Source organism: Mesorhizobium opportunistum WSM2075 (assembly GCF_000176035.2).
Classification (GTDB): domain Bacteria; phylum Pseudomonadota; class Alphaproteobacteria; order Rhizobiales; family Rhizobiaceae; genus Mesorhizobium; species Mesorhizobium opportunistum.
In genome coordinates this window covers 4,167,479-4,191,225 of the sequence record NC_015675.1, presented here as the reverse complement: position 1 = coordinate 4,191,225, position 23,747 = coordinate 4,167,479, and the positions used below count along the sequence as shown (strand labels likewise).

The following is a 23,747-nucleotide window of genomic DNA, read 5'->3' as shown; positions in this document are numbered from 1 at the left end:
GAGACGAAGATGGAATCGGTTGCCAGAAGCCAATCCGCCACCGGGCCGGACGCCCCCGTGTCCAGCGAAAAGACACTGATCTATCGTCAGTCGCGCTGGACGCGGCTGACGCACTGGCTGTGGGCCATCTCCCTGTTTTTCATGCTGCTTTCCGGCCTGCAGATCTTCAATGCCCGCCCGCAGCTTTATATCGGCAAGCAGTCAGGCTTCGGCTATAACAACACCATCTTTGAAATCGGCGCAGAGAACACGAACGCCGGCCCGCGCGGCTACACCGAAATCTTCGGCCACCGCTTCGACACGACCGGCGTGCTCGGCTGGTCGGGTCCAGCAGGCAACGAGACGGCACGCGGCTTTCCGTCCTGGGCGACCATTCCGTCCTACTATGATCTTGGCACCGCCCGCGTCATCCATTTCTTCTTTGCCTGGATATTGACCACGACCTTGATCGTGTGGCTGGTCGCCAGCATCGTCAACGGCCACATCCGCCGCGATCTCGCGCCGCGCCTCGATGATTTGAAGCGCCTGCCGCAGGACATCATCGACCACGCGAAGCTCAAATTCCATCACACCCGCGAATACAACACCTTGCAGAAGATGGCCTATGGCGGTGTGCTGTTCGTGCTCTTGCCGCTGATGATCATCACCGGCCTGGCGATGTCACCCAGCATGAATTCGGTGCTGCCGTTCCTCAACGATCTGCTCGGTGGCCGGCAGACGGCGCGCACCATCCACTTCACCGTCATGGTGCTGCTGGTTGGCTTCTTCGTCGTCCATATCCTGATGATCCTGGCCGCTGGCCCGATCAACGAATTGCGCTCGATCATCACCGGCTGGTACCGCACCGACCCTCCGGCGCATGACGACAAAACCACCGAGAGGAGCGCGTGACATGCCGAAATTCGAAATCAGCCGCCGTAAGTTCCTGACCGCGGGCAGTCTTGCCGCCTCCGGCATCCTGCTGTCCGGTTGCGATGCCTTCGACAGCCAGCTGAGCATCGGCAGCGGCCTGCGCAGCTTCCTCGAAAACGCCAATGGCCTAACATACCGCGCACAGCGCCTGCTCGCCGGCCGCGACGCGCTGGCGCCGGAATTCGCCGAAGCCGACATCCGCCAGCCGCAGCGGCCGAACGGTGTCACGGCGCCGGACGACGACACCTACAAGGGCCTGCTCGCCAACAATTTCGCCGACTGGCGCCTGGAAGTGACGGGTCTCGTCGAGAAACCGCTGTCGCTCAGCCGCGAGCAACTTCAAAACATGCCGAGCCGCACCCAGATCACCCGCCATGACTGCGTCGAGGGCTGGAGCTGCATCGCCAAATGGACCGGCACGCCGCTTTCGCTGGTGCTGGACCAGGCCGTGGTCAAGCCGCAGGCGCGCTACGTCATGTTCCATTGCCTCGACACGATCGACCGCAGCCTGTCCGGCGACATCAAATATTACGGCACGATCGATCTCATCGATGCCCGCCACCCGCAGACGATCCTCGCCTATGGCCTCAACGGCAAGCCGCTGCCGGTCGAGAACGGCGCACCGCTGCGCGTCCGCGTCGAGCGCCAGCTCGGCTACAAGATGCCGAAATATCTCTACAAGATCGAACTGGTCGACGGCTTCGCCAATATCGGCGGCGGGCGCGGCGGCTATTGGGAAGACAATGGCTATGACTGGTATGGCGGGATTTGATGGCCATTCGGATGGAGGCGGAGCACGACCTGTCGTCCTCCGAATGGAGTACACTGGAACACCATCTGCACAACGAGAACCGGCGCCTCACAGGCCGTGACGATGATCGCGGACTGGCCTTTGTCATTCGCGAGGATGCCGGACGAACAATCGGTGTCGTGGCCGGCTATTCCTGGGCAGGCACGTCGGAACTCGAGTTGATGTGGATCGATGAGGCCCATCGAGGCCGCGGCTACGCCAGGCAGTTGATCAATGCTTTTGTCGCGGAGGCTGCCAGTCGCGGCGCCCGACGGATATGGGTATCGAGCCACGACTTCCAGGCGCCGGGCCTATACGAAAAGGCCGGCTTCGAGCGCATGGCCGAGTTTGCAGGATGGCCTGAAGGCCATTCCAACATCATCCTCTGCAAAACGATCGCAGCGAACGACTCAGCCTAAGCCACCTTGTCGAGCAGCGGCTTCAACGCCGGATGGATCTCCGGCGAGGCGTGCTTGATCAGCGTCAGCAGCGCGCGTTCATTCTCGTATAGAGGCCTGTTGGTGCCGATATGCTCGACCAGCCATTTGGCTTCGCCGGCATCGATCGTTTCGGCACGGCGGGCGAGTGCTTCGGCTGCCCTGTTCCTGGCTTCCCACTCGGTCTCGACGTCATCCGGCGAGCGATAGGCCTCGATGATGCCGGCAAGGCCGCCGGAGACCATGCGGCTGAAGAACCCGCCGATTTGCAGGTCGGCATGATCGAGGAAGGTTTCCTGGCGTAGCGCCACGTCACGGGTCGGGGCTTCGTAGCCGGCCGAGCACATGACGAAATTGGCGATCGCCTTGACGAACAAATCGTTCCAGGAGGGATCGTTGTTGGCCTGGGCAGTCCGCTCATTGATCCGGAACAGCACCTCGGCCTCGGCACGGGTGATGGCGATGTTGCCGTCGCCGCCATGGGCATGAAGGATACGGCGCAACAGCTCGACTTCCGCTTTGGCGATCAGTCCGGGCACCAGCGCGCCGCCCAGCATCAGCGGCCCCTTGCCGTCGATGACGGCATGCGCGACCTGCTCCAGCGCATAGACGCAAAGCCGGCTCGGCGACGATTTCGCCTCTTCCAGCACATGGACCAGCAATTCGAGCTCGGTCCGGCTGTCGACCATGCCGTCACGCGAGATCGTGCGGACCAGCCAGTCGGCATTGTCCTGCGAGATGTAACCGGACGGCTTTTCCTGGTGAACGATGTAGTCGGTGACCGCCTCGACGAAGAATTCAGGCCATTCCCGGCATTTGTCCTTCGCCGTCGCATCGAGCGCAAAGAGTGCCTCGGCCTCGCCCCGCGTCACCACACCATCGCCGAACACTTCGTGGCGCAGCATGGCTACATCCTCCGCGGTGATGCGACTTTTCGAAGTCAGCCCCGCCACCGGCGCGCTCATGATCAATTCGCCCATCTGTCGTTCCCATCCGCCCCAAAGCGTCACATCCGCCTGCTATATCAGGAGTGTCTTGAAAAACCGGCAAACGGCGTGGTTAGCGAAGACTTGTCAGCGCGGCGCACTTTCGGTGTGTTGGGATTCAGGTCAGGCATCATCTGAATATCAACGCACCTTTGATGTCGCTGGGAGGTGACAAGGTGTCGCCGACGGGCTATGGATGGCGCGTCGAGGGCTCAGGTTTCGAGTCCTACCTGTTTGCGGGAGAGAGCAGCGAGAGCTGCCGCCGAAGGGGAAATCGCCCGAAATCTCTCAGGCAAAAGAACCGTAGACGGGAAAGACACTCTGGAAAGTCGGGGCTTGCCCCCGCGCCGAAGGTGTAAGCGCCGCTGACAGAGTTCCGGCTGCGCGAGTCTCTCAGGCTTAAGACAGAGGGGCACGGACTGGTCGCCATTCGCGGCCGATTGCGTGCGACTCTGGAGATGACATGACGGGCGACGACAGCAGACACCTTCCCCTCGAAGACATCCATGCAGCGGCCGGTGCGCGCTTTGGCGCCTTTGCCGGCTGGTCCATGCCGCTGACCTATCCGGCCGGCGTCATGAAGGAGCATCTTCACACCCGCGAGCATGCCGGCCTCTTCGACATCTCGCACATGAAGCTGTTCGAGGTCAGCGGACCGCAAGCGGTGGCGCTGCTCGACCGCGCCTGCCCGCTGGATGCGGGCGCCCTAGAGATCTCGCAGTCCAAACTGTCCTTTTTCCTCAACGAGGCCGGCGGCATTCTCGACGATCTGATCATCACCAGGCTCGGCGATGCCAGGTTCATGGTGGTCGCCAATGCCGGCAATGCCGTCGCCGATGAAAAGCACCTGCGTGACCTTGCCAAGGATTTCGATGCGACGGTCGAGCCGCTCGACCGTGTCTTCCTGGCTATTCAGGGACCCGAGGCCTGGGCCGTGCTGTCCCGCGCCGGCATCGAGACCGGCTCGCTGCTGTTCATGCACGGCGTCGAACCGCGCAAAAGCTGGTTCATGAGCCGGTCGGGCTATACCGGCGAGGACGGTTTCGAGATCGGCCTGCCGGTGACAGACGCGCGGGATTTGGTCACGAAGCTTCTCGAAGATGAGCGCGTGCTGTGGATCGGCCTTGCCGCCCGCGACAGCCTGCGGCTGGAAGCCGGTCTTTGCTTGCATGGCCAGGATATCACGCCGGAGACCGATCCGGCCGCCGCCGCGCTGATGTGGGCAATTCCCAAGGAGATCCGCGCGACCGGCGCCTTCATCGGCGCCGACGCCTTGCGCGCCGCCGTGGAGCGAGGCCCCACGCAAAAGCGCGTCGGCCTGAAGCCGGAAGGCCGCCAGCCGGTGCGCGCCGGCGCCGCACTCTTTGACGCCGACGGCAATCCGGCCGGGCATGTCACATCGGGTGGTTTCGGCCCCTCGGCCGGTCATCCCGTCGCCATGGGCTATGTCGCGACACCGCTGGCAAAGCCCGGGACACGGCTTTTCGCCGACGTGCGCGGCACGAAAATCCCTGTCGATATCAGTTCCCTGCCCTTCACCCCTCATCGCTACCGCAAAGGATGACCCCGATGGCAATGACCTATTTCACCACCGATCACGAATGGCTCCGCCTCGAAGGCGGCGTCGCCACCGTCGGCATCACCGACTATGCGCAGGAGCAACTCGGCGATCTCGTTTTCGTCGAACTTCCCGAGGCCGGCCGCAAGCTCGCCAAGGGCGACACCGCCGTCGTGGTCGAATCCGTCAAGGCGGCCTCCGACGTCTACGCGCCGGTCGATGGCGAGATCATCGAGGCCAACGGCACGCTGTCGTCGGACCCGTCGCTGGTCAACTCGGCGGCGACCGGTGCCGGCTGGCTGTGGAAGATGAAACTCGCCGACGAAGGCCAACTCGCGAGCCTCATGGATGAGGCCGCCTACAAAGCTCATATCGGTTGATATCAGGACGTATTGCCATGACCACAGCACTCACCCCGTTCTCGGCCCGCCATATCGGTCCTGATGTCAACGATGTCAGAGCCATGCTTGCCGTGATCGGCGTTCCCTCCGTCGAGACGCTGATCAGCCAGGCCGTGCCGCAGTCGATCCGCCTCGACCTGCCGCTCACCCTGCCCGCACCGGCCAGCGAGGCCGAAGCGCTGGACGAATTGTCGGCGATCATGGCCAAGAATACGGTGCTGAAGAGCTTCATCGGCACCGGTTATCACGGCGTGCACGTGCCGCCGGTCATCCAGCGCAATTTGTTCGAGAATCCGGCCTGGTACACCGCGTATACGCCCTACCAGGCCGAGATCAGCCAGGGCCGGCTGGAAATGCTGTTCAATTTCCAGACCCTGGTCACCGAATTGACCGGCCTGCCGGTGGCATCGGCCTCGCTGCTCGATGAGGCGACGGCGGTAGCCGAAGCGGTCGGCATCGCACTGCGCCACCACCGCGACAAGCGCACCAAGGTGGCGCTTGCCGGCATCCCGCACCCACAGACGCTGGATGTCGTGCGCACCCGCGCCGAACCGCTCGGCATCGAGATCGACGGCGAGACGATCGACGACAACACAGCCGCCTTGCTCGTCTCCTGGCCGGACACATTCGGCGTCTATGGCGACCACAAGGCTGCGATCGAAAATGCCCGCGCCATGGGCACCATCGTCGTCTTCATCGCCGACCCGCTCGGCCTGACGCTGACCGACGCGCCGGCCAAGCTTGGCGCCGACATTGCCGTTGGTCCGATGCAGCGCTTTGGCGTGCCGATGGGCTTTGGCGGGCCGCACGCCGCCTATTGCGCAGTCTCCGACAAGCTGACCCGCTTGATGCCCGGCCGCCTGGTCGGCCAGTCGACCGACAGCAAGGGGCGTCCCGGCTACCGCCTTGCCCTGCAAACCCGCGAACAGCATATCCGCCGCGACAAGGCGACCTCCAACATCTGCACCGCGCAGGCGCTGCTCGCCAATATGGCGACGGCCTATGCGATCTGGCATGGCCCCGCCGGGCTGCAGGCGATCGCGGAACGCATCCATGGGTTCGCCAACCGCCTCGCAGCGGGGCTCAAGGCAGCAAACATCTCCGTGCTCGGCTCCAGCCGCTTCGACACGGTGACGGCAGAAGTGAAGGGCAAGGCAGGCTCGATCGCGGCCGCCGCTGAAAAGGGTGGCCGGTTGCTGCGTGTCGTCGATGCCGACCACATCGGCATCGCCTTCGACGAAACCTCGACCGAGGCGGATCTCGAGGCGATCGCCGCCCTGTTCGGCGCCAAGCCAGGCGCTGCCCAAGCCGGCTCGATGCCCGGCAAGCCGCGCGGCAAGGAGTTCCTCACCCAGCCGGTTTTCCAGGAGAACCGCTCCGAGACCGACATGATGCGCTTGCTGCGTCGGTTGGCCGACAAGGATCTGGCGCTCGACCGCAGCATGATCCCGCTCGGATCCTGCACCATGAAGCTCAACGCGGCGGCCGAAATGATGCCGGTGAGCTGGCCTGAAATCGCCAATCTGCATCCCTTCGCGCCGGCCAGCCATTCGGCCGGCTATCGCGCCATGATCGGCGAACTGGAGGGGTGGCTGTCCGAGATCACCGGCTTCGACGCCGTCAGCCTGCAGCCCAATGCCGGCAGCCAGGGCGAATATGCCGGCCTGCTCGCCATCCGCGCCTATCACCGCTCGCGCGGCGAAGGCCATCGCACCGTCTGCCTGATCCCTTCCTCCGCGCATGGCACCAATCCGGCCAGCGCGGCGATGGCCGGCATGAGCGTTGTCGTCGTGCGCTGCCTGGAGGACGGCAACATCGACATGGACGATATGCGGGCCAAGGCCAACGAGCATTCCAAAAATCTCGCCGCGCTGATGTTCACCTATCCCTCGACGCATGGCGTCTATGAAGAAGGCGCGCGCCACCTCTGCGCCCTCATCCACGAACATGGCGGCCAGGTCTATTTCGACGGCGCCAACCTCAACGCGCTGGTCGCGCTGGCCCGCCCCGCCGACATCGGCGCCGACGTCTGCCACATGAACCTGCACAAGACCTTCTGCATCCCGCATGGCGGCGGCGGTCCCGGCATCGGCCCGATCGGCGTCAAGGCGCATTTGCAGCCCTATCTGCCGGGCCATGTCACCGAAGGCTCGGCACATGCCGTGTCGGCCGCGCCGTTCGGCAGCGCTTCCATCCTGCCGATCACCTGGATGTATATCCGCATGATGGGCGCCGCTGGCCTCAAGCAGGCGACAGAGACCGCCATCATCTCGGCCAACTATGTGGCGACACGGCTCGCGCCGTATTACCCGCTGCTCTACAAGGGCCGGCACGATCGCATCGCGCATGAATGCATCCTCGACACGCGCGTGCTCAAGGACAGCGCCGGCATCAGTGTCGACGATGTCGCCAAACGGCTGATCGACTATGGTTTCCATGCGCCGACCATGTCGTTCCCGGTCGCGGGCACGCTGATGGTCGAGCCGACGGAGTCCGAGCCCAAGCGCGAACTCGACCGCTTCTGCGAGGCGATGATCGCCATCGCCGGCGAGGCAGCGAAAGTGGCGAAGGGCGAATGGCCGCTCAACGACAATCCGCTGGTCAACGCACCGCACACCGCGGCCGAGGCGCTGGCGGGTCAGTGGACCCATCCCTATTCGCGGCTCGAAGCGGCCTATCCCGCGGGCGACGCCGACACCGCGGCAAAGTACTGGCCACCGGTGTCGCGCATCGACAATGTCGCCGGCGACCGCAACCTGGTCTGTTCCTGCCCGCCGCTGTCGGACTATTTGGGAGCGGCTGAATAATTACGCGGAGCGCAAGGCCGGCTTGACCGGCTCGGCCTTGCCCATCCCTTTGCGGCTGACGACACAATTGCGGCCGGCGCGCTTGGCGGCGTAAAGCGCGGCGTCCGCCTCGGCCAGCACGTCATCGAGCGACCTGCCGTCAGCCCCGCCAAAGCCGATGCCCCCGCTGACCGTGCTGCGCAACGGACCGAGCGGAGTGGGAACGACCTCGGCGCCGAAGGCGACGCCGATCCTGCTGGCGAGGTCATAGGCCCGCTCTTCCGTCATCCGCGACATGACGATTACGAACTCCTCGCCACCCAGGCGAAAGGCATCGACGCCAGTCCTGGCGTAGTTGTTTATGACGGCAGCGAACCGGCACAGTACCTGGTCGCCGACCGGGTGCCCATAGACATCGTTCGTCCTCTTGAAGTGATCGAGGTCGAACATGACGATCGCCATGAACGGACCGAAAGTCCGCTCGCCATAGAGTGACGTCAACCCGCGGCGGTTCATCAGCCCGGTCAGCGGATCGGTCATCGTCTCGGCCTTCAGCTCGATCTGCGCCTGCAGATGGTGAAGGGAAAGCGTCAAGGCGCCGAGGCCGGTCATGCAGGCCACCGCGACGACGGAATTGAGACGTTCGGCCCAGTTGTCGGGCGCCGCCCCCAGCGTCCACTGCCCCTTGCCCAACAAGACCATGCCGCAAAGAGCAAACGACACCGCACAGGTGCCGCTCAGGAACGAGACCACCAGCAGGATCCGCCGGTCGTGGCTGCCGTTGATCCAGAACATGGCCCCGATCGCCGAGAGCAGCACGGTTACCGTCGCGTAGGTGATGACGAAGCCGATGCCGTCAAGACCGAGGAAGGTCACCGCCGCACAGACGGCCATGGCGCAGAGCGTCGGCACGACGGCACGTCCGTAGTCGGACACGCCGAGATATTGCATGGCCGACAGGCAGATGATCAGGAACCCCAGGCTGAGCAGCGCCAGTGCGGTCTGGCACAGCACCGGATCGGGATCCCTGGTGTACTGCCAGAACAGGATCACATGCGCGACGAGCACGAGAATGCCGCACGCCACCGTCAGGACGAAGCTGGCCCGCGGCGCGGTAAACCAGATCGCGAACATGGTGACGCTGAGGCAAGTGCCCGACAGCGCCGCTGCGAGCAGGAGCGAACTGAAGTCCAACATGTCGGGTGGAGGCCTCTCGAGCGTCGGCGGTTGTGCTGCATTCTAGGTCAGCGGCAGCCCTCGGACATGGTTTTCAGCCGATCTCTCGATCCAACCTGCGGATAGGGTTTACAAACCGTCGATGCGATCTGTCCCGAAACCGCACCACGCCGGGCGCGGAGCAGGAAACATCAGCCCTTGTTCAGCAAAGCGAGATTGGCGTCGACGACCGTGGGGTCGGCCATGCCGGCTTTGGCTTCGAGCAGCAGTGCCCTGGCCTTCTTCTTGTTGCCGCGCAACAGTTGCGAATAGCCCATATTGTTGACGATCTGCGGCTTGCGGCCGGCGACCTTCAGCAACTGGCCATAGGCACGGTCGGCGAAATCGAAGCGGCCGAGTTCGTCATAGGAAGCGGCGAGCCCCATCCAGGCCTCGGCATTGTCGGCCTTCAGCTCGACGGCCTTACGGAAATGCTGTTCGGCGAGACCATAATTGGCGTCGCGAAACTGCGCCTTGCCTTCCGCCAGGTCGGAGGTGTCGACGGCCTTTGCCGCCGGCTGGATAGCCGTGGTCTTGGTCGTATCGACGTTGTTGTTCGTCGTGCACCCGGTGATCATCAGGACGGCCGCCATCGTGGCGACCACCGCAAATTTTGTCTGACGCATGCCCTGCCCCGTCGCCCGATTTGCCGGGTCGTTCTTCAGCAAGGACACTACAGCACGGCGGTTAAGCTTCGGTGCCGAAATGCATACAAGATTTGGTTTCGGGGATACCAGCTGTTAACCACTGGGCGGCAACACCTCCATCCGGCAGACGCAAGTGCATTCTCACGGCGCCAGGGCCTTGAGCTCGTCCGGAACCGGATAGCGGCCGCCGTCATAGCGCAGCCGGTAAGTGCGGCTCACAGGCTTGCCGGGATGGGACTGGCACTCGCCATTCTTGTCGACAGATGGGTCGTCCGTATCCGACCGCTCGACCACGACAATATCGTGATAGCCATGGTGGCTCGCCGGGCTCATCGTCAGGCTGACCTGGCTCGAATGAAAGGATCCAGCGCAATTGGTGTCGCCTTCACCGCCATAGTTGGCCACCACAAGGCCGTCGAGCACCGCATGAAGGGCGCCACCGGCAATGGCGTAGAGCCGCAGATCGGTCTCGCTGAACGGATTGGGCTGCGAGTGATTTGCCATGTCGATACGCAGCCCAAAGGCGGTGACGCCGGGCGCCAGGACATAGCGGCCAGTATCGAGTTCGATCTTGCGGATCGCAATAGCATCATCGTTCATCAGCCTGGGCTGAAGCAGGCGCTGGCGCACCTGCAGGGTCTTCCTGTCGACGACCAGAAGCTCGATATCGCCATAATGCTCGTCGTCGCTGGATTTGGCGCTATCGATCAGCGGCACGGAGGCCAGCAGCAGATCGTCATGAGCGGGCCAGACCTTGCAGACCACGCCCGGTGTATCATCCTGCGGGAGCAGGACAATGCTGGTATGGGGGTCGAGCGTGAACGAGGCGCCGTCGGCGCTCTTTCGAGCCTTGGGATAGGCCTGCTGCACCAGGGCTGCGGCATCGCCGCAATCGTCGGCCGCGGCCTGGGCGGTCGAAAAGCTGGCGGCGGCGAGAGCGAGAGAGACAGAGAGAGTACACAGAAGAATTCGCATGAGTCCTCGCATCGCAGGGCCGCGTTCGGGCAGGATGATGGGTTGTCAGCCCCGGCTCTGCATTTGTCGACTCTCATTTGCTGACTTTGCAGATCCCGATGCAGTACTGTTCGAAATCCTGCTCCTTCGGAATAGGACAGGTCCTAATGCGTGCCCGTCATTTTGACGATGATCGGAATGATCGCGATCATCAGCACCACCGGCAGGATGCACACGGTCACCGGGATCGACATCTTGGCCGGCAAGGCATGCGCCTTTTCCTCGGCCAGCGACATGCGCTTGTGACGCATCTCGTCGGAGAAGACGCGCAGCGCTCCCGACAGGCTGGTGCCGAGTTCCTTCGACTGCTGCAGCAGCGTGGCGAAGGAACGGACCTCGTCCAGGCTGAGGCGGTCGGCGAGTGCCTTCAGCGCATCGTCGAGGCTGCGCCCCGCCCTCAGTTCCAGCGACACCAGCTGCAGGTTCTGGCTGAGCGCCGGATAGGTCCTGGCGAGTTCCTTCGAGACGCGCTCGATGCCGGCCTCCATGCTCATGCCGGCATCCGAACAGACGATCATCAGGTCCATGAAGTCGGGAAAACCATTGCGGTATTCGCGCATCTTCTCCCGCGTCTTCTGGGAGAGCACCAGACCGGGCAGGAAGTAGCCGGCCACGCCCGACAGGATGATGAACGCCCAGCGGCTGGTCATCGTCGCGTCGGCACTGGCCAGCCACCGGTTGAGGACGAAAGCGCCAATCGCGCCGCCGATCAGCGCCGAGAAGCGGATGATGAAGAACATGCCGACAGCGCGCGGCTCCATATAGCCTGCCTGGATCAGCTTCATGCGCAGCCGGGCGACGTTTTCCGGATCGCTCTTGGCATAGAATTCCTGCGCCCGCTTCACCGCCTTCTCGCGCACGACGTTGGCGTTCTTCTTCTGCACCGGCTCGGGTCTTGCGGCCACGGGACCATGGTCGACCTTGAGCCGGCGCTTCACATCGTTGCGGTCGCCCTTCGCCGCAACCATCGGCCAGCCGACCGCCACGGTGCCCAGCGCCAGGAGCAGGATGGCCACCGGCGTCAATGAGGTCGGTGCAAGCGAGGCGAGGAACTCGATGAAGCCCTGCATGTCAGAACCTGAAATTCGACATCTTGAACATCATCAGATTGCCCAGCATCAGCCAGGTGACCGACCCGCCGATCAAGTACCAGGTTTTCGGCTCGTCCCAGACATCGCGGTAGAAGCCCGGCATCATGGCCATGATGCCGGCGAACAGCAGCGCCGGGATAGCCGTCAGGATGTAGGCCGACAGGCGGCCCTCGGTCGAGATGGCACGCACCTTGCGGCGCAGCTTGCCCCGCTCGCGGATCGTCAACGCCAGGCCATCGAGAATCTCGCGCAGATTGCCGCCAGAACTGGACTGGATCGAGACGGCGGTCATGAACAGCGGCAGGTCTTCGTGGCCGACCCTGTCGAACAGCGAATTCAACGCCGAGACCAAATCGGAACCATAGGTCACCTCATCGGCGATGACGCCGAATTCGGTGCCGATCGGGTCGGGCATTTCGCGCGACACCATGGCAATGGCCACCGGCACCGGATGACCGGCCTTGAGGCCGCGGGTGATCAGCTCCAGGGCCTCCGGCAGTTGCATGCCGAAACGCTTGAGCCGGCGCTTGCGCATGAAGCGCATCACCATAACCGGCACCAGCGGCACCAGAACGACGAACAGGACAAGCCCCATCAAGAGCGGCAATCCATGCCAGATGGCGACCAGCGCCATGGCCATGGCCACGGCGGAGGTAATCATCAGGAATTTCGACAGCGGCATGATCATGCCTGACTGCGTGCGTAGCGCCCGGAACCGATCCGGCGACAACAGCGAGGTGCCGGCATCGAGGCCACGCTCCTTGCGCAGCTGGATCAGCACCTGCTCCTGGCTGATCTTGTTTTCCTGCAGCTTCATGCGCCGGTTGATGGCGGTGCGCTTGTCGCTGCGGCCGGCATAGAGAAGATAACAGGCCTCGGCGATCATGATGCCGGTCAGCGCGGCCCCGGCATAGACGACATAGATAGCGCTCAGTCCGTCGAACACCCTGTCTACTCCTGCGGCCGGCCGGGTTCGAAATATCGTCCGGGAAACTCGATGCCCATCGCGCGCAGATCCTCGAGGAAGCGCGGCCGAATGCCGGTCGCCTCGAAATAGCCGAGAATGCTGCCGTCGGCGTCCATGCCGGTGCGCACGAAGCGGAATATCTCCTGCATCTGGATGACGTCGCCTTCCATGCCCGTCACCTCGGCAACGCTCGTCACCTTGCGCTTGCCGTCGGAAAGCCGGGTCAGCTGGACGATGAGGTCGATGGCGCTGGCGATCTGGCTGCGGATCGACTGCACCGTCATCGGCATGCCGGTCATGCCCAGCATCTGTTCGAGACGCGAAATGGCATCGCGCGGCGTGTTGGCATGGATGGTCGCCATCGACCCTTCATGGCCGGTGTTCATCGCCTGCAGCATATCGAAGGCCTCCTCGCCGCGGCACTCGCCGAGGATGACGCGATCGGGACGCATGCGCAGCGCGTTCTTGACGAGATCGCGTTGCTTTAACTCGCCATGGCCCTCGATGTTGGCGGGGCGCGTCTCCATGCGCGCGACATGCGGCTGCTGCAGCTGGAGTTCGGCCGCGTCCTCGATGGTGATCAGCCGCTCGTCTTCCGGAATGAAGGCCGACAGCGCGTTGAGCATCGTCGTCTTGCCGGTGCCGGTGCCGCCCGAAATGATCGTCGTCTTGCGGGCGTGAACCGCCGCCGCCAGCACCTCGGCCATGTTCTGGGTGATGGCCCCGAATTCAACCAGCTTGTGCAGGCCGAGCTTGTTCTTGGAGAATTTGCGGATCGACACCAGCGGCCCGTCGACACCAACCGGGCGGATGGCCGCGTTGAAGCGCGAGCCGTCCAGCATGCGCGCATCGACCATCGGCTGCGATTCATCGACGCGACGGCCGACGGCCGCGACGATCTTGTTGATGATCCGCAGGAGATGCGCCTCATCCTTGAACGGGATGTGGACCTGCTGCAGCTTGCCCTTCTTTTCGACAAAGCAGTTCTGGTGGCCGTTGATCAGGATGTCGTTGATGTCGGGATCCTTGAGCAGCGGCTCCAGCGGACCGAGGCCGACCATCTCGTCGACGATGTCGTCGACCAGTGCGTCGAGTTCGGCGGTGTTGATCGCCATCCGCTCCTGGCGGGTTTTTTCCGAAACGAAATCATGCACCTGCCGGCGCATCTCCTCGCGGGGCAAACGCTCCAGCGCGACAAGGTTGATCTCCTCCAGCAGCATCCTGTGGATGCGCACACGGGCATCCAGCACCTTGTTGGCATTCTTTGCAGGTGCCGTCTCCGGCTTTGCCGGCAAAGCTTTTCGACTGGTCGGGATGACGACCGCATGGTGCGCGACCGGGGCTGATTCCGCCGGACGCTGTGGGCGCGCATCGCGGTTCTGCAGGGTGGAAAAACGGCTGGTCATCCGGCCTTCCTCTTCAACAGGTTCCTGCCGAGGCCGAACAGCGATTTCGACTTGGCTCCGATCGCGACCGCCTCTTCCGGAAGGATGATCCGCTTGAGGTCGTTGACGACATTGGCGTTCGGATCGATCTCGTGCAGCGGTACGCCGCGGTCGACCGCCTCGCGCACCAGCCGGTAGTTGTTGGCGATGCCGCCGACGAAATGCTCGCCCAGGATTTCCTGGACGTCCGCCTGCTTGATGCCATTGTCGAACATCTTCTGCTCGAAACGGTTCACGATGACGTTCGGCTTCACTTCCTTGCCCACCGTCTCGTAGACCGCCTGGATCAGCCTTTGCGTGTGGCGCAGGCACGGCACCGTCATCTCGGCGACGATGTAGAGCTTGTTGGAGCCAAGCAGCACCGTTTCCGTCCAGGGGAACCAGGTCCGCGGCATGTCGATGACGACATTGTCGAAGTAGGCCGACACGAGATCGAGCATACGCACCACGACATCGGTCTTGAATGAGCGCATTTCCGAGGGATGCGTCGGCGCCGCCAGCACGCAAAGCCCGCTCGCATGCTTGGACAGCATCACGTCGAGCAGCTGCCGGTCGAGGCGTTCGGGCTGGTTCTCGATCTCGGTGATGTCGAAACGCGGCTCGAGATCGAGATATTCGGCGCAGGCACCCTGCTGGAAATTGAGGTCGACCACGCAGGTCGAGGCACCGCGCGTCACCGAGTGATGCAGCTGGAAGGCCGTCTGCAGCGCCAGCGTCGTGGTGCCGACGCCGCCGGCGGCCGGCATGAAAGTGTAAATCTGCGATTCGGTGTTTTCCTCGCGCCCCGGCCCTTGCAGGGCACGCACGACCGAGCGCACCAGGTCGGCGGTGGTGATCGGCTTGACCAGAAAGTCCGCGACCTTGAGCTGTACCAGGATGCGCACGGCTGCGGCGTTGAACTCTTGGGTGACTACGACCACCGGCGCCTTGCCTTCCAGCCGGCGCATGATGCGCTGCAGCGACTCGACTTCCTCCAGCCTTGCCGCGTCCATGTCGACGATGATGACGCCGAAGTCGGTCTCCTGGACCTCGCCGCGCAGTTCGGTGACACTCTTGTCCACAGTCGAGAGCTGGATGATCTCGGAAGCGGCGAACGCGGTCCGCGTGTCCTGCACGAAGGTCCTGTCCGTCGATACGAGCAGGATCTTCTTGGTCTTGATGCCGTTTGCCATTCTTGCCGCCTGTAGGTCGATCGCCTTGATCGATTGCCTTTTCGATTCAGTCGCTTGTGCTTGTTTGCGCTGCCTTCGCGCCCGCCGCCTGATCGGGCGTGACGGGTCCGGCATCGCCACGCTTCGCAGGCACCAGAAGCCTGGTGTTCTGGACACCGTACTTCCACGGGTCGACCATCTGCATGACGGTGTTGGCGGCCTGGGCGTCGCCGGCGCCCGACGTCACGCCTTCGCTGCGTACATAGTCGTCGCTGGTGCAGCCGCCGGCGAAACCGGCAAGCAGCAAGGCGACGCTCGATCTCAGGATCAGACGCATGGCTTCAGTCCTTCGGCAGGTCGAGGAAATGTCCGACCGTGGTGGCGGGAGCGGCCCGTGCGGCGCCGCCGTCGGCCATAGCCAGGGCGCGGTTGGTATCCGACCCTTTCACTTCCTCCGTGTTGTTGAGGAAGTAGTCGGCGTTGCTGGCCGGTTGCGTGCCGTTGGTCGGCTCGGCCATTTTCTTCGACGGATCGACCGGCTTGACCAGATAGGGCGTGACAATGATGACCAGATCGGTCTCGCGCCGCTGGTAGGATTTCGACGAGAACAGCGCTCCAAGCACCGGCATCTTGCCGAGACCGGGAATGCGCGAGGTGGTGATGTCGTTCTGCGACTGCAGCAGCCCCGCGATCATGAAGCTCTGGCCGTTCTTCAGGTCGACCGACGTCCTGGCACGGCGCACGATGAAACCCGGCACCGAAATGTTGCCGATGTTGTAGGACGCCGACGCGTCGATCGAAGAGACTTCCGGCGCGATGTCCAGGCTGACCAATCCGTCCTTGAGCACGGTCGGCTTGAAATCCAGGCTGACGCCGTATTTCTTGTAGCTGACCGAGATCTTGCCGTTCTCTTCCGAAACCGGGATCGGGAATTCGCCACCGGCCAGGAAGCTCGCCGTCTCGCCGGAACGGGCGATAAGGTTCGGTTCCGCCAGCCGCCGGGCAAGGCCGCGCTCTTCCAGCGCCTTGATGGCGATATCGATGGAGACGCCATTGGATAGCAGCCGGCCGATGATTTCACCGGTTCCCGCCGCCGGCACCGTGCCGGGCTCCAGCGAAACATCGCGTCCGCCGAAGCCGTAGGCGAAATTGGCGCTGTATTTTGCACCCAGATCCTGACCCGCCTGGCGGTTGATCTCGACGAAGCGGACATTGAGCTGGACCTGCTGCGACGACGAGATGTTGACCGAGTTGATCACCTCCTCATTGCCTGAAAAGCGGGTGGCGATCTTGTTTGCCTTCTCGGCGGCGACGGCGTCGTCCGCCTCGCCCGACAGCACTACGCGGCCATTGGCCGAGCCGACCTTGATCTTGGCGTCCGGCACGCTGGCGCGGATGGTGTTCGCCAGTTCGTCGGTGTCGAGCGTCACCTCGATGTCGACGGTCCCGACAAGCTGCTTTTTGTCGTCGAACAGCGCGATGCCGGTGGTGCCGAGATTGTTGCCCAGCACATAGAAGGATTTATCGGTCAGCGGATTGACGTTGGCGATCTCGGGATCGCCGATGACGATCTGGTAGAAAGCCGCGCTCGTGATGATCGTCTTGGGCTTGCCCTTGGCGACTTTTATCGACGCATTCTTGGTCGCCGAGACATAGACGATGTCATTGTCCGCCCTGGCCGCGCCGGCGAAGGCGAGCATCGCGCCCGCGGCCAGCGAAACCGCCATCGCCAGGGCGCGCACGAAGCACGACCGGCCCGTCATTCCATATAGGGTACGCATCAGCATTGTCCCGTCCCACCCGGTCCCCACCGGCCTTTTACTTCTGGTCCCGCGCCGGAACCTGGTATTCCTCGGCCTTCGTGCCACGCGTCACGATGACCGTCTTGAATTTCGGCTTCTCCGGCTCCTTGGTCATGGCATCGAATAACGAGCCGGCCGTGGCCTGCGCCTTGGACGCCACCGATCCGCCAAAGGAGGAGATGGTGGTGACGCCGTTCTTGCCGTCGCCGCCTTCGCTGGCTGAGCGAAGCGACAGCGACAGCGTTCCGACGGTGCGGGCAAGCGCCACTTTCTGGGCGCCCTCGGTCGTCACCTCGAGGGTCACGGAATTGGCGATCTGCGGCGCCGTCTGGCGCTCGTCGGCGCCCTGGCCGACGCTCAGCACCTTGGCGTCGGCGACGACGATTTCGGAAGTGATGGTCGAACCGGCCGCCCCCTGCGCATTCTTGGCGACCTCCTGGATTTCACCGGCATCGCGCGTCAGCACGACATCGACGCGGTCGCCCGGCGTGACGAAGCCGCCGACACCGGCGATCTCATCGGTGCGGATGGTAACCGCCCGCATTCCGGGCGTCAGCATGTTGGAAAGCGTCGCACGGCCGTTCGGCCCCGACAGCTTGGTCAGCAGCACCGGCTCGTTGACCTCGATCGGCGACAGCACGACGCGGCCGCCTTCGCCGAGCAATCCATCGATCGTGGCAAAGGCACCTTGCGGCAGCGAATCCTGCGGCCAGGGAATTTCGATGAGCTTCGTGCGGTCGAGTTCCATGCCGTAGCGCAACGGAGCGTTCGCCACCACGATGGTCTTGAATTCGATCTTGGGCGGGGCCGGAGCGGCGATCGATGCCGTCTTCTCCTGGGCATCGGCCTGGCTTTTGACCCAGAAATCCGCGGCAAAGATCGAGATCGCGCCGAAAACGGCGGCGATACCGATCATACTTATGGCCTTGCCCCTCACGCCTAAACCCCTGATGCCCGTAGTTTCTTGTTATGTTGGGCTCACGCTAGGCGGCATTGTTAAAGAATCAGGAATGGAGAACGACGGCATTCGACCTATTTCCGCCCGCTTGGTTATCGAATGGTTTTAGGATAAGACGGGCCGGATCCCCGAACGTAACAGGAACCTCCGTCGCTTGGCGCTGAAAAGCGTGGCAGTATCGGCGGGTGATTCGCAGCACCGGACCTATGGCAGGCATGGACGACAACAACGACCTTTTCGGCGACTTGGACAAGCAACCGCAGCCGGTCCGCACACCGGCGCGCCCGGCGGATCCGCTGGTGCAGGCGGCGGCCAAGCGGCCGGCGGCAAGCCGCGACGGTTCGGAAGGCTACAGCGCCGCCGACATCGAGGTGCTCGAAGGCTTGGAGCCGGTGCGGCGCCGGCCGGGCATGTATATCGGCGGCACCGATGACAAGGCGATGCACCATCTGTTCGCCGAGGTCATCGACAATTCGATGGACGAGGCGGTTGCCGGCCACGCCACCTTCATCGATGTCGAGCTTTCGGCCGACGGCTATCTCTCCGTCACCGACAATGGCCGCGGCATTCCGGTCGATCCACACCCGAAGTTCAAGAAGCCGGCGCTGGAAGTGATCATGACGACGCTGCATTCGGGCGGCAAGTTCGATTCCAAGGTCTACGAGACCTCAGGCGGCCTGCACGGTGTCGGCGTATCCGTGGTCAACGCGCTGTCGGATCATCTCGAGGTCGAGGTCGCGCGTGGCCGCCAGCTTTATCGGCAGAGATTCTCGCGCGGCGTCCCGGTCAGCGGCCTCGAGCATCTTGGCGAAGTCCACAACCGGCGCGGCACCAAGATCCGCTTCCACCCCGACGAGCAGATATTCGGCAAGGGCGCTGCGTTCGAGCCGGCGCGGCTTTACCGCATGACGCGCTCGAAGGCCTATCTGTTCGGTGGTGTCGAGATCCGCTGGACCTGCGATCCGTCGCTGATCAAGGAAAAGGACCAGACGCCGGCCAAGGCGGAATTCCATTTCCCCGGCGGACTAAAGGACTATCTCAAGGCATCGCTGGGCGACGATTTCCAGGTGACGCGCGAAATCTTCGCTGGCAAGAGCGACAAGCAAGGCGGCCATGGCTCGCTCGAATGGGCGGTGACCTGGTTCGGCGGCGACGGCTTCGTCAATTCCTACTGCAATACCATCCCGACCGGTGAAGGCGGCACGCACGAGGCCGGTTTCCGCAATGTGCTGACGCGGGGCCTGCGCGCCTATGCCGAGCTCGTCGGCAACAAGCGCGCCTCGATCGTCACCTCCGAAGACGTCATGATCTCGGCGGCGGGCATGCTGTCGGTGTTCATCCGCGAGCCGGAATTCGTCGGCCAGACCAAGGACAGGCTGGCGACGATCGAGGCCATTCGTATTGTCGAGACCGCGATCCGCGATCCGTTCGACCATTGGCTGGCCGACAACCCGCAGGAAGCCTCCAAGCTGCTCGAATGGGTGATCGCACGCGCCGACGAACGGGTGCGCCGGCGCCAGGAAAAGGAAGTGTCGCGCAAGAGCGCGGTGCGCAAGCTGCGCCTGCCGGGCAAGCTGGCCGACTGCACCCAGAATGCCGCCGCCGGTGCCGAACTCTTCATCGTCGAAGGTGACTCGGCCGGCGGCTCGGCCAAGCAGGCACGCGACCGCGCCAGCCAGGCGGTACTGCCGCTGCGCGGCAAAATCCTCAACGTCGCCAGCGCCGGCAACGACAAGCTGGCCGCCAATCAGCAGATATCGGACCTGATCCAGGCTCTCGGCTGCGGCACGCGATCGAAATACCGCGATGAGGATTTGCGCTACGACCGCGTCATCATCATGACCGACGCCGACGTCGACGGCGCCCACATTGCCTCGCTGCTGATCACCTTCTTCTACCAGGAGATGCCTGCGCTGGTGCGCGGTGGACACCTCTATCTGGCGGTGCCGCCGCTGTACTCGATCAGGCAGGGCGGCAAGGTCGCCTATGCCCGCGACGACGCGCACAAGGACGAGCTGCTGCGCACCGAATTCACCGGGCGCGGCAAGGTCGAGCTTGGCCGCTTCAAGGGCCTGGGCGAGATGATGGCCGCACAGCTCAAGGAGACGACGATGGACCCGAGGAAGCGCACACTTCTCAGGGTCGATGTGAACGAAATCGATTCGGCCACCAAGGACAGGGTCGATGAGCTGATGGGCACCAAGCCGGAAGCCCGCTTCCGCTTCATCCAGGAACGTGCCGAATTCGCCGAGGCGGAAGTGCTGGATATCTAGCCGCCCACTGCTCTACCTTGTCCGTGCAGGTACGGAGACCAGCATGTGATCTGGGTGCGGCTGAAGGACTATTTCGACACCAATCTGGCCGGGCTGACGCAGCCGACGCGTTCGGACTGGATTTTCGCCCTGCGCACCGTTTCGGCCGGCCTGATCGCGCTTCTGGCCGCCTATGCGCTGAAGCTCGACCACCCGCAATGGGCGATGATGACGGTGTTCATCGTTGCCCAGCCGGTCGCGGGCATGGTGCTGGCAAAGGGCTTTTACAGGCTGCTCGGCACGCTTGTGGGCGGCGTCGCGGCGATCGGCATCACCACCGCGTTCGGCACCGGCCCCTGGGTGCTGGTGACGGTGCTCGCGGTCTGGATCGGCATCTGCACCTTCGTCTCGTCGCTGCTGCGCAATCCCGAAGCCTATGGTGCGGCACTTGCCGGCTATACGGCGATGATCATCGGCCTGCCCGCCTTCGGGCAGCCGCATCTGGTCGTGGACCTCGCGGTCGCGCGTTGTGCCGAGATCGTGCTCGGCATTGTCTGCGCCGGCCTGACAAGCCGGCTGATCCTGCCCAAGCTGGCCAGTGACGCCATCATCTCGCGGCTGAAGCGCTGCATCATCGATCTTGCGACCTATGCCGGCGGTGCGTTCTCCGGCGGCGATCCGGCAACGCTTTCCGGCCTGCACAGGAAGCTGGTCGCCGACACCCAGACACTTGGCGAGATGCGCGCCTATGCAAGGCTCGAGGCGCCGAGCTTCGCGCCGCGCGCCCATCCCGTTCGGCGCACCATCGGACAATTGCTGTCGGCACTCTCGGCCGCGCGTGCGCTGCATTCGCACGCCGCGCCGAAGAACGCAGCGCTCATTCCGGTGCGCTCGGAGTTGCAGCTGCTTGTCGGCGAACTGGCGACCAAACCCGGCGCGCTGGACGACACCGCGCCTTGGGTGGCCCGGCTCGATGCGATCTCGGCCAAGGCCCGGCAGATGCCCGATGCCCCGGTCGATCAGGAGGACGACAAGGTCGGCACCATCACCCGCCTCACCATCGCCGCCGATTTCGCCGAGGCGCTGAAGCAGGTGCTGCGCGGGCTCGATGCCTTGCGCGCCCCGGTCACGCGGCGCCCAGGTCCCGCCAGCCAGCAGCCGGCCCTCGTGGTACACCGCGACTATCCCGGCGCGGCGCGCAACGCCGTGCGCGCAGCCCTTGCGACGCTGCTGGTCGCGGCTTTCTGGCTGACGACGAAATGGTCGGAAGCGGCCGGCACCGTCATTCTCGTTGCCGTCGTGTCGAGCCTGTTTGCTGCCCGCCCCGATCCCGTGCAGGTATCCTGGGGTTTCTTCAAGGGAACGCTGCTGGCTTTGCCTTTTGCCTTTCTCGTCGGCCAGATCGCATTGCCTGCCCTGCCCGGCTTCGGCTGGTTCGTGCTGTTTGTCGTGCCAATCCTGGTGCCGACGGCGCTGGGCATGGCCAATCCGCGCTATGTCGGCGTATCCACGGCCTTCGCCATCAACTTCCTCGCCTTCCTCAGTCCGCATCAGGCGATGACCTACGATCCTGGCCCGTTCTTCGCCGGCTCGGCGTCGGTGCTGGTCGGCATCCTGCTGGCGATCGGCGTCTTCCTCATCGTGCTGCCCGCCGATCCGTGGCTCGCGGCCAACCGTATCGTGCGCGCCATGCGCGAGGATCTGGCACGGCTTTGCCTGCACGAGCGTGTGCCGAGGCGTTCGGCCTTCGAAAGCCTCGCCTATGACCGGATCAACCAGTTGATGCCGCTGGTGCAGAATTCGGGCAGGAAGGGCGAGGCGGTTCTGGGTGGCGGCGTCGTCGCCGTCACGGTCGGCCTCGAGGTCCTGCGGCTGCGCGCTACGAGCCAAAACCATGCCATTGCGCCCGAAACCGCGCTCTCGATCGCCAACTTCCTGAGAGGCTTGGCACGCGAACTGCTCTTCCGCGCCCCAGGCGATCCGCAGACGGCGACCATCGCCGTCGCCCGCCAATATGCTGCGGCCATCGCCCAGAAAAACGCCACCGGCGACATGCTGCAGATCGCGGCGTCACTGCGCATCATCGCCGCGGCAATGGAGGATTTCCCGGATTCTTTCGCCAGGGATCGAAGCTAAGTGGCCGAATGCGCCGACTTCAGGCCGCGGCGATCGCCAGCGCATGACCGCGCGCGTTCTCGCGCAGCGCCTCGAGATGGATCGACTTGACCAGGATGGCGAGGTCGCCGTCCGCGGATTGCCCGCCCAATTCCTTGAGCATTAGCCAGCTGACCTCCTGCACGCCAGCGACGCGCTTGCCATTGGCGACCTCTCGCCAGATTTTCAGCGCCCGCAGGATGATCGCGTGCGTGGCGGCGGCGAGGCCAGCGCTGCGGAACAGCGCCTGCAGGGCGACATCATGCCCGCCGGCGAGCAGCGCCCTCACCCTTTGTTCGGATTGCTGGCTGAGCGCGACCAGCGTGGAGCCGAAGAAATCCACCTTGCCGTGCGCGATGGTGCGGATGAGGAAGCTCGCCGTGAGATCGCCGCGCAAGCGCAAATGCTCGATCAGTGCCGCGTGCTCTTCCGGGCGCGTGCCTTCTATCAGCGTCACCGAGGCCTTGATGCAAGCGTCGCGCATGACGCGTTCGGCACGTGCGGCGCCCATCAGAGCCATGACCAGCGGTGATGTTTTCAATGTCTCGCCGAGCTTGATGAGCAACATGTGCCGGCAGTCGGCAGGCAGGCGGATATCCGATATCAGCGCCTCGCGCACCAGGGGCAGATGCCCATGGCGCTCAGCCATGCGGCGGAAACTGAGCGACGCTATATCGGCGCCGCTGTTGGCCAGCAGCACCGCGCAGGCTTCCGCCTCGCCGATCTCGGCGATGGCCGCCGACAGCGCCATCGAGACCAGCGGCCGATCGGCGATCAGCGTCTGTGTTGCCTTCTGGCTTGCCGCCACGCGGTTGATCAGGTCGGCGTCGGTGAGCAGCGGTGAGCGTGCCAGCACCACGCCGGCAACCTCCGGCTGGTCGGAGGCCAGTGCGCTGATAATCTGCAGCGGCGCGTGATGGCTCATCGACAGCGGCTCCGCCATCGCCAGCCGCACCTTCGATGAGGCATCGTCGAGCAGCAGCGTCAGCGCCGCCTCGGCGGCGCAGCGGTCCTCGAACGGCAATTCGGAATTGATGTAGGCACGGGCCAGCGCGCTTGCCGCGGCGGCGCGCTCGGACACCCTGGCCGTGTAGATCCACTTCAGGAAATGCGAAACAACAACCATGCCGTCTGCTTACGCCCCTAGCCAGAAGGTTTCTGGCCCCGGTCATTACGGTAGG

Annotated in this window: 20 protein-coding genes and 1 riboswitch; of the genes, 8 read left to right on the top strand and 12 right to left on the bottom strand. The window is 63.9% G+C overall.

What is annotated here, in order from left to right; translation table 11 throughout:
- Positions 1–9: 9 nt before the first annotated feature.
- From MESOP_RS20195 to MESOP_RS20185, 3 genes are read left to right on the top strand one after another with little or no spacing between them, the layout of a single operon-like run.
- Complete coding sequence (locus tag MESOP_RS20195) at positions 10–891, top strand: cytochrome b/b6 domain-containing protein (protein ID WP_013895193.1); 882 nt, start codon at positions 10–12, stop codon at positions 889–891.
- 1 nt (position 892) lies between these two features.
- Positions 893–1,684 (top strand): molybdopterin-binding protein, encoded by a 792-nt coding sequence (locus tag MESOP_RS20190; RefSeq protein ID WP_013895192.1) that lies wholly within the window; start codon positions 893–895, stop codon positions 1,682–1,684.
- Positions 1,684–2,121, top strand: a complete 438-nt coding sequence (locus tag MESOP_RS20185) for a GNAT family N-acetyltransferase (RefSeq protein ID WP_013895191.1) — start codon at positions 1,684–1,686, stop codon at positions 2,119–2,121. The genes MESOP_RS20190 and MESOP_RS20185 overlap by 1 nt, the downstream gene beginning before the upstream one ends.
- Here the strand turns inward: MESOP_RS20185 and MESOP_RS20180 are convergent.
- The gene (locus tag MESOP_RS20180) at positions 2,118–3,119 is read right to left on the bottom strand and encodes a hypothetical protein (protein ID WP_013895190.1); all 1,002 of its coding nucleotides are present in this window, start codon (positions 3,117–3,119) and stop codon (positions 2,118–2,120) included. The two genes, MESOP_RS20185 and MESOP_RS20180, sit on opposite strands and share 4 nt — an antisense overlap.
- Before the next feature lie 233 nt (positions 3,120–3,352).
- Positions 3,353–3,439: riboswitch (glycine riboswitch) on the top strand.
- A 149-nt stretch (positions 3,440–3,588) separates the two neighbouring features.
- Here MESOP_RS20180 and gcvT point away from each other — a divergent pair.
- From gcvT to gcvP, 3 genes are read left to right on the top strand one after another with little or no spacing between them, the layout of a single operon-like run.
- Entirely contained in the window at positions 3,589–4,689 is a 1,101-nt protein-coding gene (gcvT, locus tag MESOP_RS20175) for a glycine cleavage system aminomethyltransferase GcvT (RefSeq protein WP_013895189.1), read from the top strand.
- Between the two features lie 5 nt (positions 4,690–4,694).
- Positions 4,695–5,063: a glycine cleavage system protein GcvH gene (gene gcvH, locus MESOP_RS20170; protein WP_013895188.1), complete on the top strand. Its 369-nt coding sequence runs from the start codon at positions 4,695–4,697 to the stop codon at positions 5,061–5,063.
- Between the two features lie 17 nt (positions 5,064–5,080).
- Positions 5,081–7,891, top strand: coding sequence for an aminomethyl-transferring glycine dehydrogenase (gene gcvP / locus MESOP_RS20165; protein WP_013895187.1), 2,811 nt, complete (start codon positions 5,081–5,083; stop codon positions 7,889–7,891).
- Here gcvP and MESOP_RS20160 read toward each other — a convergent pair whose 3' ends face one another.
- The 10 genes from MESOP_RS20160 to cpaB all read right to left on the bottom strand — a co-directional run bounded on the left by MESOP_RS20160 (position 7,892) and on the right by cpaB (position 18,118).
- Positions 7,892–9,067 (bottom strand): GGDEF domain-containing protein, encoded by a 1,176-nt coding sequence (locus tag MESOP_RS20160; protein ID WP_013895186.1) that lies wholly within the window; start codon positions 9,065–9,067, stop codon positions 7,892–7,894.
- A 170-nt stretch (positions 9,068–9,237) separates the two neighbouring features.
- Complete coding sequence (locus MESOP_RS20155; RefSeq protein ID WP_041164856.1) at positions 9,238–9,711, bottom strand: hypothetical protein; 474 nt, start codon at positions 9,709–9,711, stop codon at positions 9,238–9,240.
- A gap of 162 nt (positions 9,712–9,873) precedes the next feature.
- Positions 9,874–10,707 carry a PA3715 family protein gene (locus MESOP_RS20150; protein ID WP_013895184.1) on the bottom strand — a complete coding sequence of 278 codons (834 nt, stop codon included), beginning with the start codon at positions 10,705–10,707 and terminating at the stop codon, positions 9,874–9,876.
- A 143-nt stretch (positions 10,708–10,850) separates the two neighbouring features.
- Positions 10,851–11,816: a type II secretion system F family protein gene (locus MESOP_RS20145; RefSeq protein ID WP_013895183.1), complete on the bottom strand. Its 966-nt coding sequence runs from the start codon at positions 11,814–11,816 to the stop codon at positions 10,851–10,853.
- 1 nt (position 11,817) lies between these two features.
- Positions 11,818–12,783 (bottom strand): type II secretion system F family protein, encoded by a 966-nt coding sequence (locus tag MESOP_RS20140; RefSeq protein WP_013895182.1) that lies wholly within the window; start codon positions 12,781–12,783, stop codon positions 11,818–11,820.
- A gap of 5 nt (positions 12,784–12,788) precedes the next feature.
- Positions 12,789–14,210 (bottom strand): TadA family conjugal transfer-associated ATPase, encoded by a 1,422-nt coding sequence (locus MESOP_RS20135; protein WP_013895181.1) that lies wholly within the window; start codon positions 14,208–14,210, stop codon positions 12,789–12,791.
- Positions 14,207–15,421: a CpaE/TadZ family protein gene (locus MESOP_RS20130; protein ID WP_013895180.1), complete on the bottom strand. Its 1,215-nt coding sequence runs from the start codon at positions 15,419–15,421 to the stop codon at positions 14,207–14,209. Before MESOP_RS20130 ends, MESOP_RS20135 begins: the two co-directional genes overlap by 4 nt.
- 46 nt (positions 15,422–15,467) lie before the next feature.
- The gene (locus MESOP_RS20125) at positions 15,468–15,737 is read right to left on the bottom strand and encodes a hypothetical protein (protein WP_013895179.1); all 270 of its coding nucleotides are present in this window, start codon (positions 15,735–15,737) and stop codon (positions 15,468–15,470) included.
- A gap of 4 nt (positions 15,738–15,741) precedes the next feature.
- Positions 15,742–17,187 carry a type II and III secretion system protein family protein gene (locus MESOP_RS20120; protein ID WP_013895178.1) on the bottom strand — a complete coding sequence of 482 codons (1,446 nt, stop codon included), beginning with the start codon at positions 17,185–17,187 and terminating at the stop codon, positions 15,742–15,744.
- A gap of 31 nt (positions 17,188–17,218) precedes the next feature.
- On the bottom strand, positions 17,219–18,118 hold the full coding sequence (gene cpaB, locus MESOP_RS20115) for a Flp pilus assembly protein CpaB (protein WP_013895177.1): 900 nt from the start codon (positions 18,116–18,118) through the stop codon (positions 17,219–17,221).
- A gap of 257 nt (positions 18,119–18,375) precedes the next feature.
- Between cpaB and parE the strand changes: the two genes are divergently transcribed.
- Entirely contained in the window at positions 18,376–20,433 is a 2,058-nt protein-coding gene (gene parE / locus MESOP_RS20110; RefSeq protein ID WP_013895176.1) for a DNA topoisomerase IV subunit B, read from the top strand.
- Between the two features lie 45 nt (positions 20,434–20,478).
- Entirely contained in the window at positions 20,479–22,548 is a 2,070-nt protein-coding gene (locus tag MESOP_RS20105; RefSeq protein ID WP_013895175.1) for an FUSC family protein, read from the top strand.
- A gap of 19 nt (positions 22,549–22,567) precedes the next feature.
- On the opposite strand, the gene MESOP_RS20100 is transcribed toward MESOP_RS20105, so the two are convergent.
- Positions 22,568–23,692, bottom strand: a complete 1,125-nt coding sequence (locus tag MESOP_RS20100) for a DUF2336 domain-containing protein (protein WP_013895174.1) — start codon at positions 23,690–23,692, stop codon at positions 22,568–22,570.
- Between the last annotated feature and the right edge of the window lie 55 nt (positions 23,693–23,747).

Coding starts and splice junctions, on each gene's coding strand:
- MESOP_RS20190 (WP_013895192.1), top strand. CDS start 893: ATGCCGAAATTCGAAATCAGCCGCCGTAAGTTCCTGACCGCGGGCAGT.
- parE (WP_013895176.1), top strand. CDS start 18,376: ATGGACGACAACAACGACCTTTTCGGCGACTTGGACAAGCAACCGCAG.
- MESOP_RS20195 (WP_013895193.1), top strand. CDS start 10: ATGGAATCGGTTGCCAGAAGCCAATCCGCCACCGGGCCGGACGCCCCC.
- MESOP_RS20125 (WP_013895179.1), bottom strand. CDS start 15,737: ATGCGTCTGATCCTGAGATCGAGCGTCGCCTTGCTGCTTGCCGGTTTC.
- MESOP_RS20120 (WP_013895178.1), bottom strand. CDS start 17,187: ATGCTGATGCGTACCCTATATGGAATGACGGGCCGGTCGTGCTTCGTG.
- MESOP_RS20135 (WP_013895181.1), bottom strand. CDS start 14,210: ATGACCAGCCGTTTTTCCACCCTGCAGAACCGCGATGCGCGCCCACAG.
- cpaB (WP_013895177.1), bottom strand. CDS start 18,118: ATGATCGGTATCGCCGCCGTTTTCGGCGCGATCTCGATCTTTGCCGCG.
- MESOP_RS20160 (WP_013895186.1), bottom strand. CDS start 9,067: ATGTTGGACTTCAGTTCGCTCCTGCTCGCAGCGGCGCTGTCGGGCACT.
- gcvT (WP_013895189.1), top strand. CDS start 3,589: ATGACGGGCGACGACAGCAGACACCTTCCCCTCGAAGACATCCATGCA.
- MESOP_RS20180 (WP_013895190.1), bottom strand. CDS start 3,119: ATGGGCGAATTGATCATGAGCGCGCCGGTGGCGGGGCTGACTTCGAAA.
- MESOP_RS20130 (WP_013895180.1), bottom strand. CDS start 15,421: ATGGCAAACGGCATCAAGACCAAGAAGATCCTGCTCGTATCGACGGAC.
- MESOP_RS20145 (WP_013895183.1), bottom strand. CDS start 11,816: ATGCAGGGCTTCATCGAGTTCCTCGCCTCGCTTGCACCGACCTCATTG.
- gcvH (WP_013895188.1), top strand. CDS start 4,695: ATGGCAATGACCTATTTCACCACCGATCACGAATGGCTCCGCCTCGAA.
- MESOP_RS20155 (WP_041164856.1), bottom strand. CDS start 9,711: ATGCGTCAGACAAAATTTGCGGTGGTCGCCACGATGGCGGCCGTCCTG.
- MESOP_RS20100 (WP_013895174.1), bottom strand. CDS start 23,692: ATGGTTGTTGTTTCGCATTTCCTGAAGTGGATCTACACGGCCAGGGTG.
- MESOP_RS20150 (WP_013895184.1), bottom strand. CDS start 10,707: ATGCGAATTCTTCTGTGTACTCTCTCTGTCTCTCTCGCTCTCGCCGCC.
- gcvP (WP_013895187.1), top strand. CDS start 5,081: ATGACCACAGCACTCACCCCGTTCTCGGCCCGCCATATCGGTCCTGAT.
- MESOP_RS20185 (WP_013895191.1), top strand. CDS start 1,684: ATGGCCATTCGGATGGAGGCGGAGCACGACCTGTCGTCCTCCGAATGG.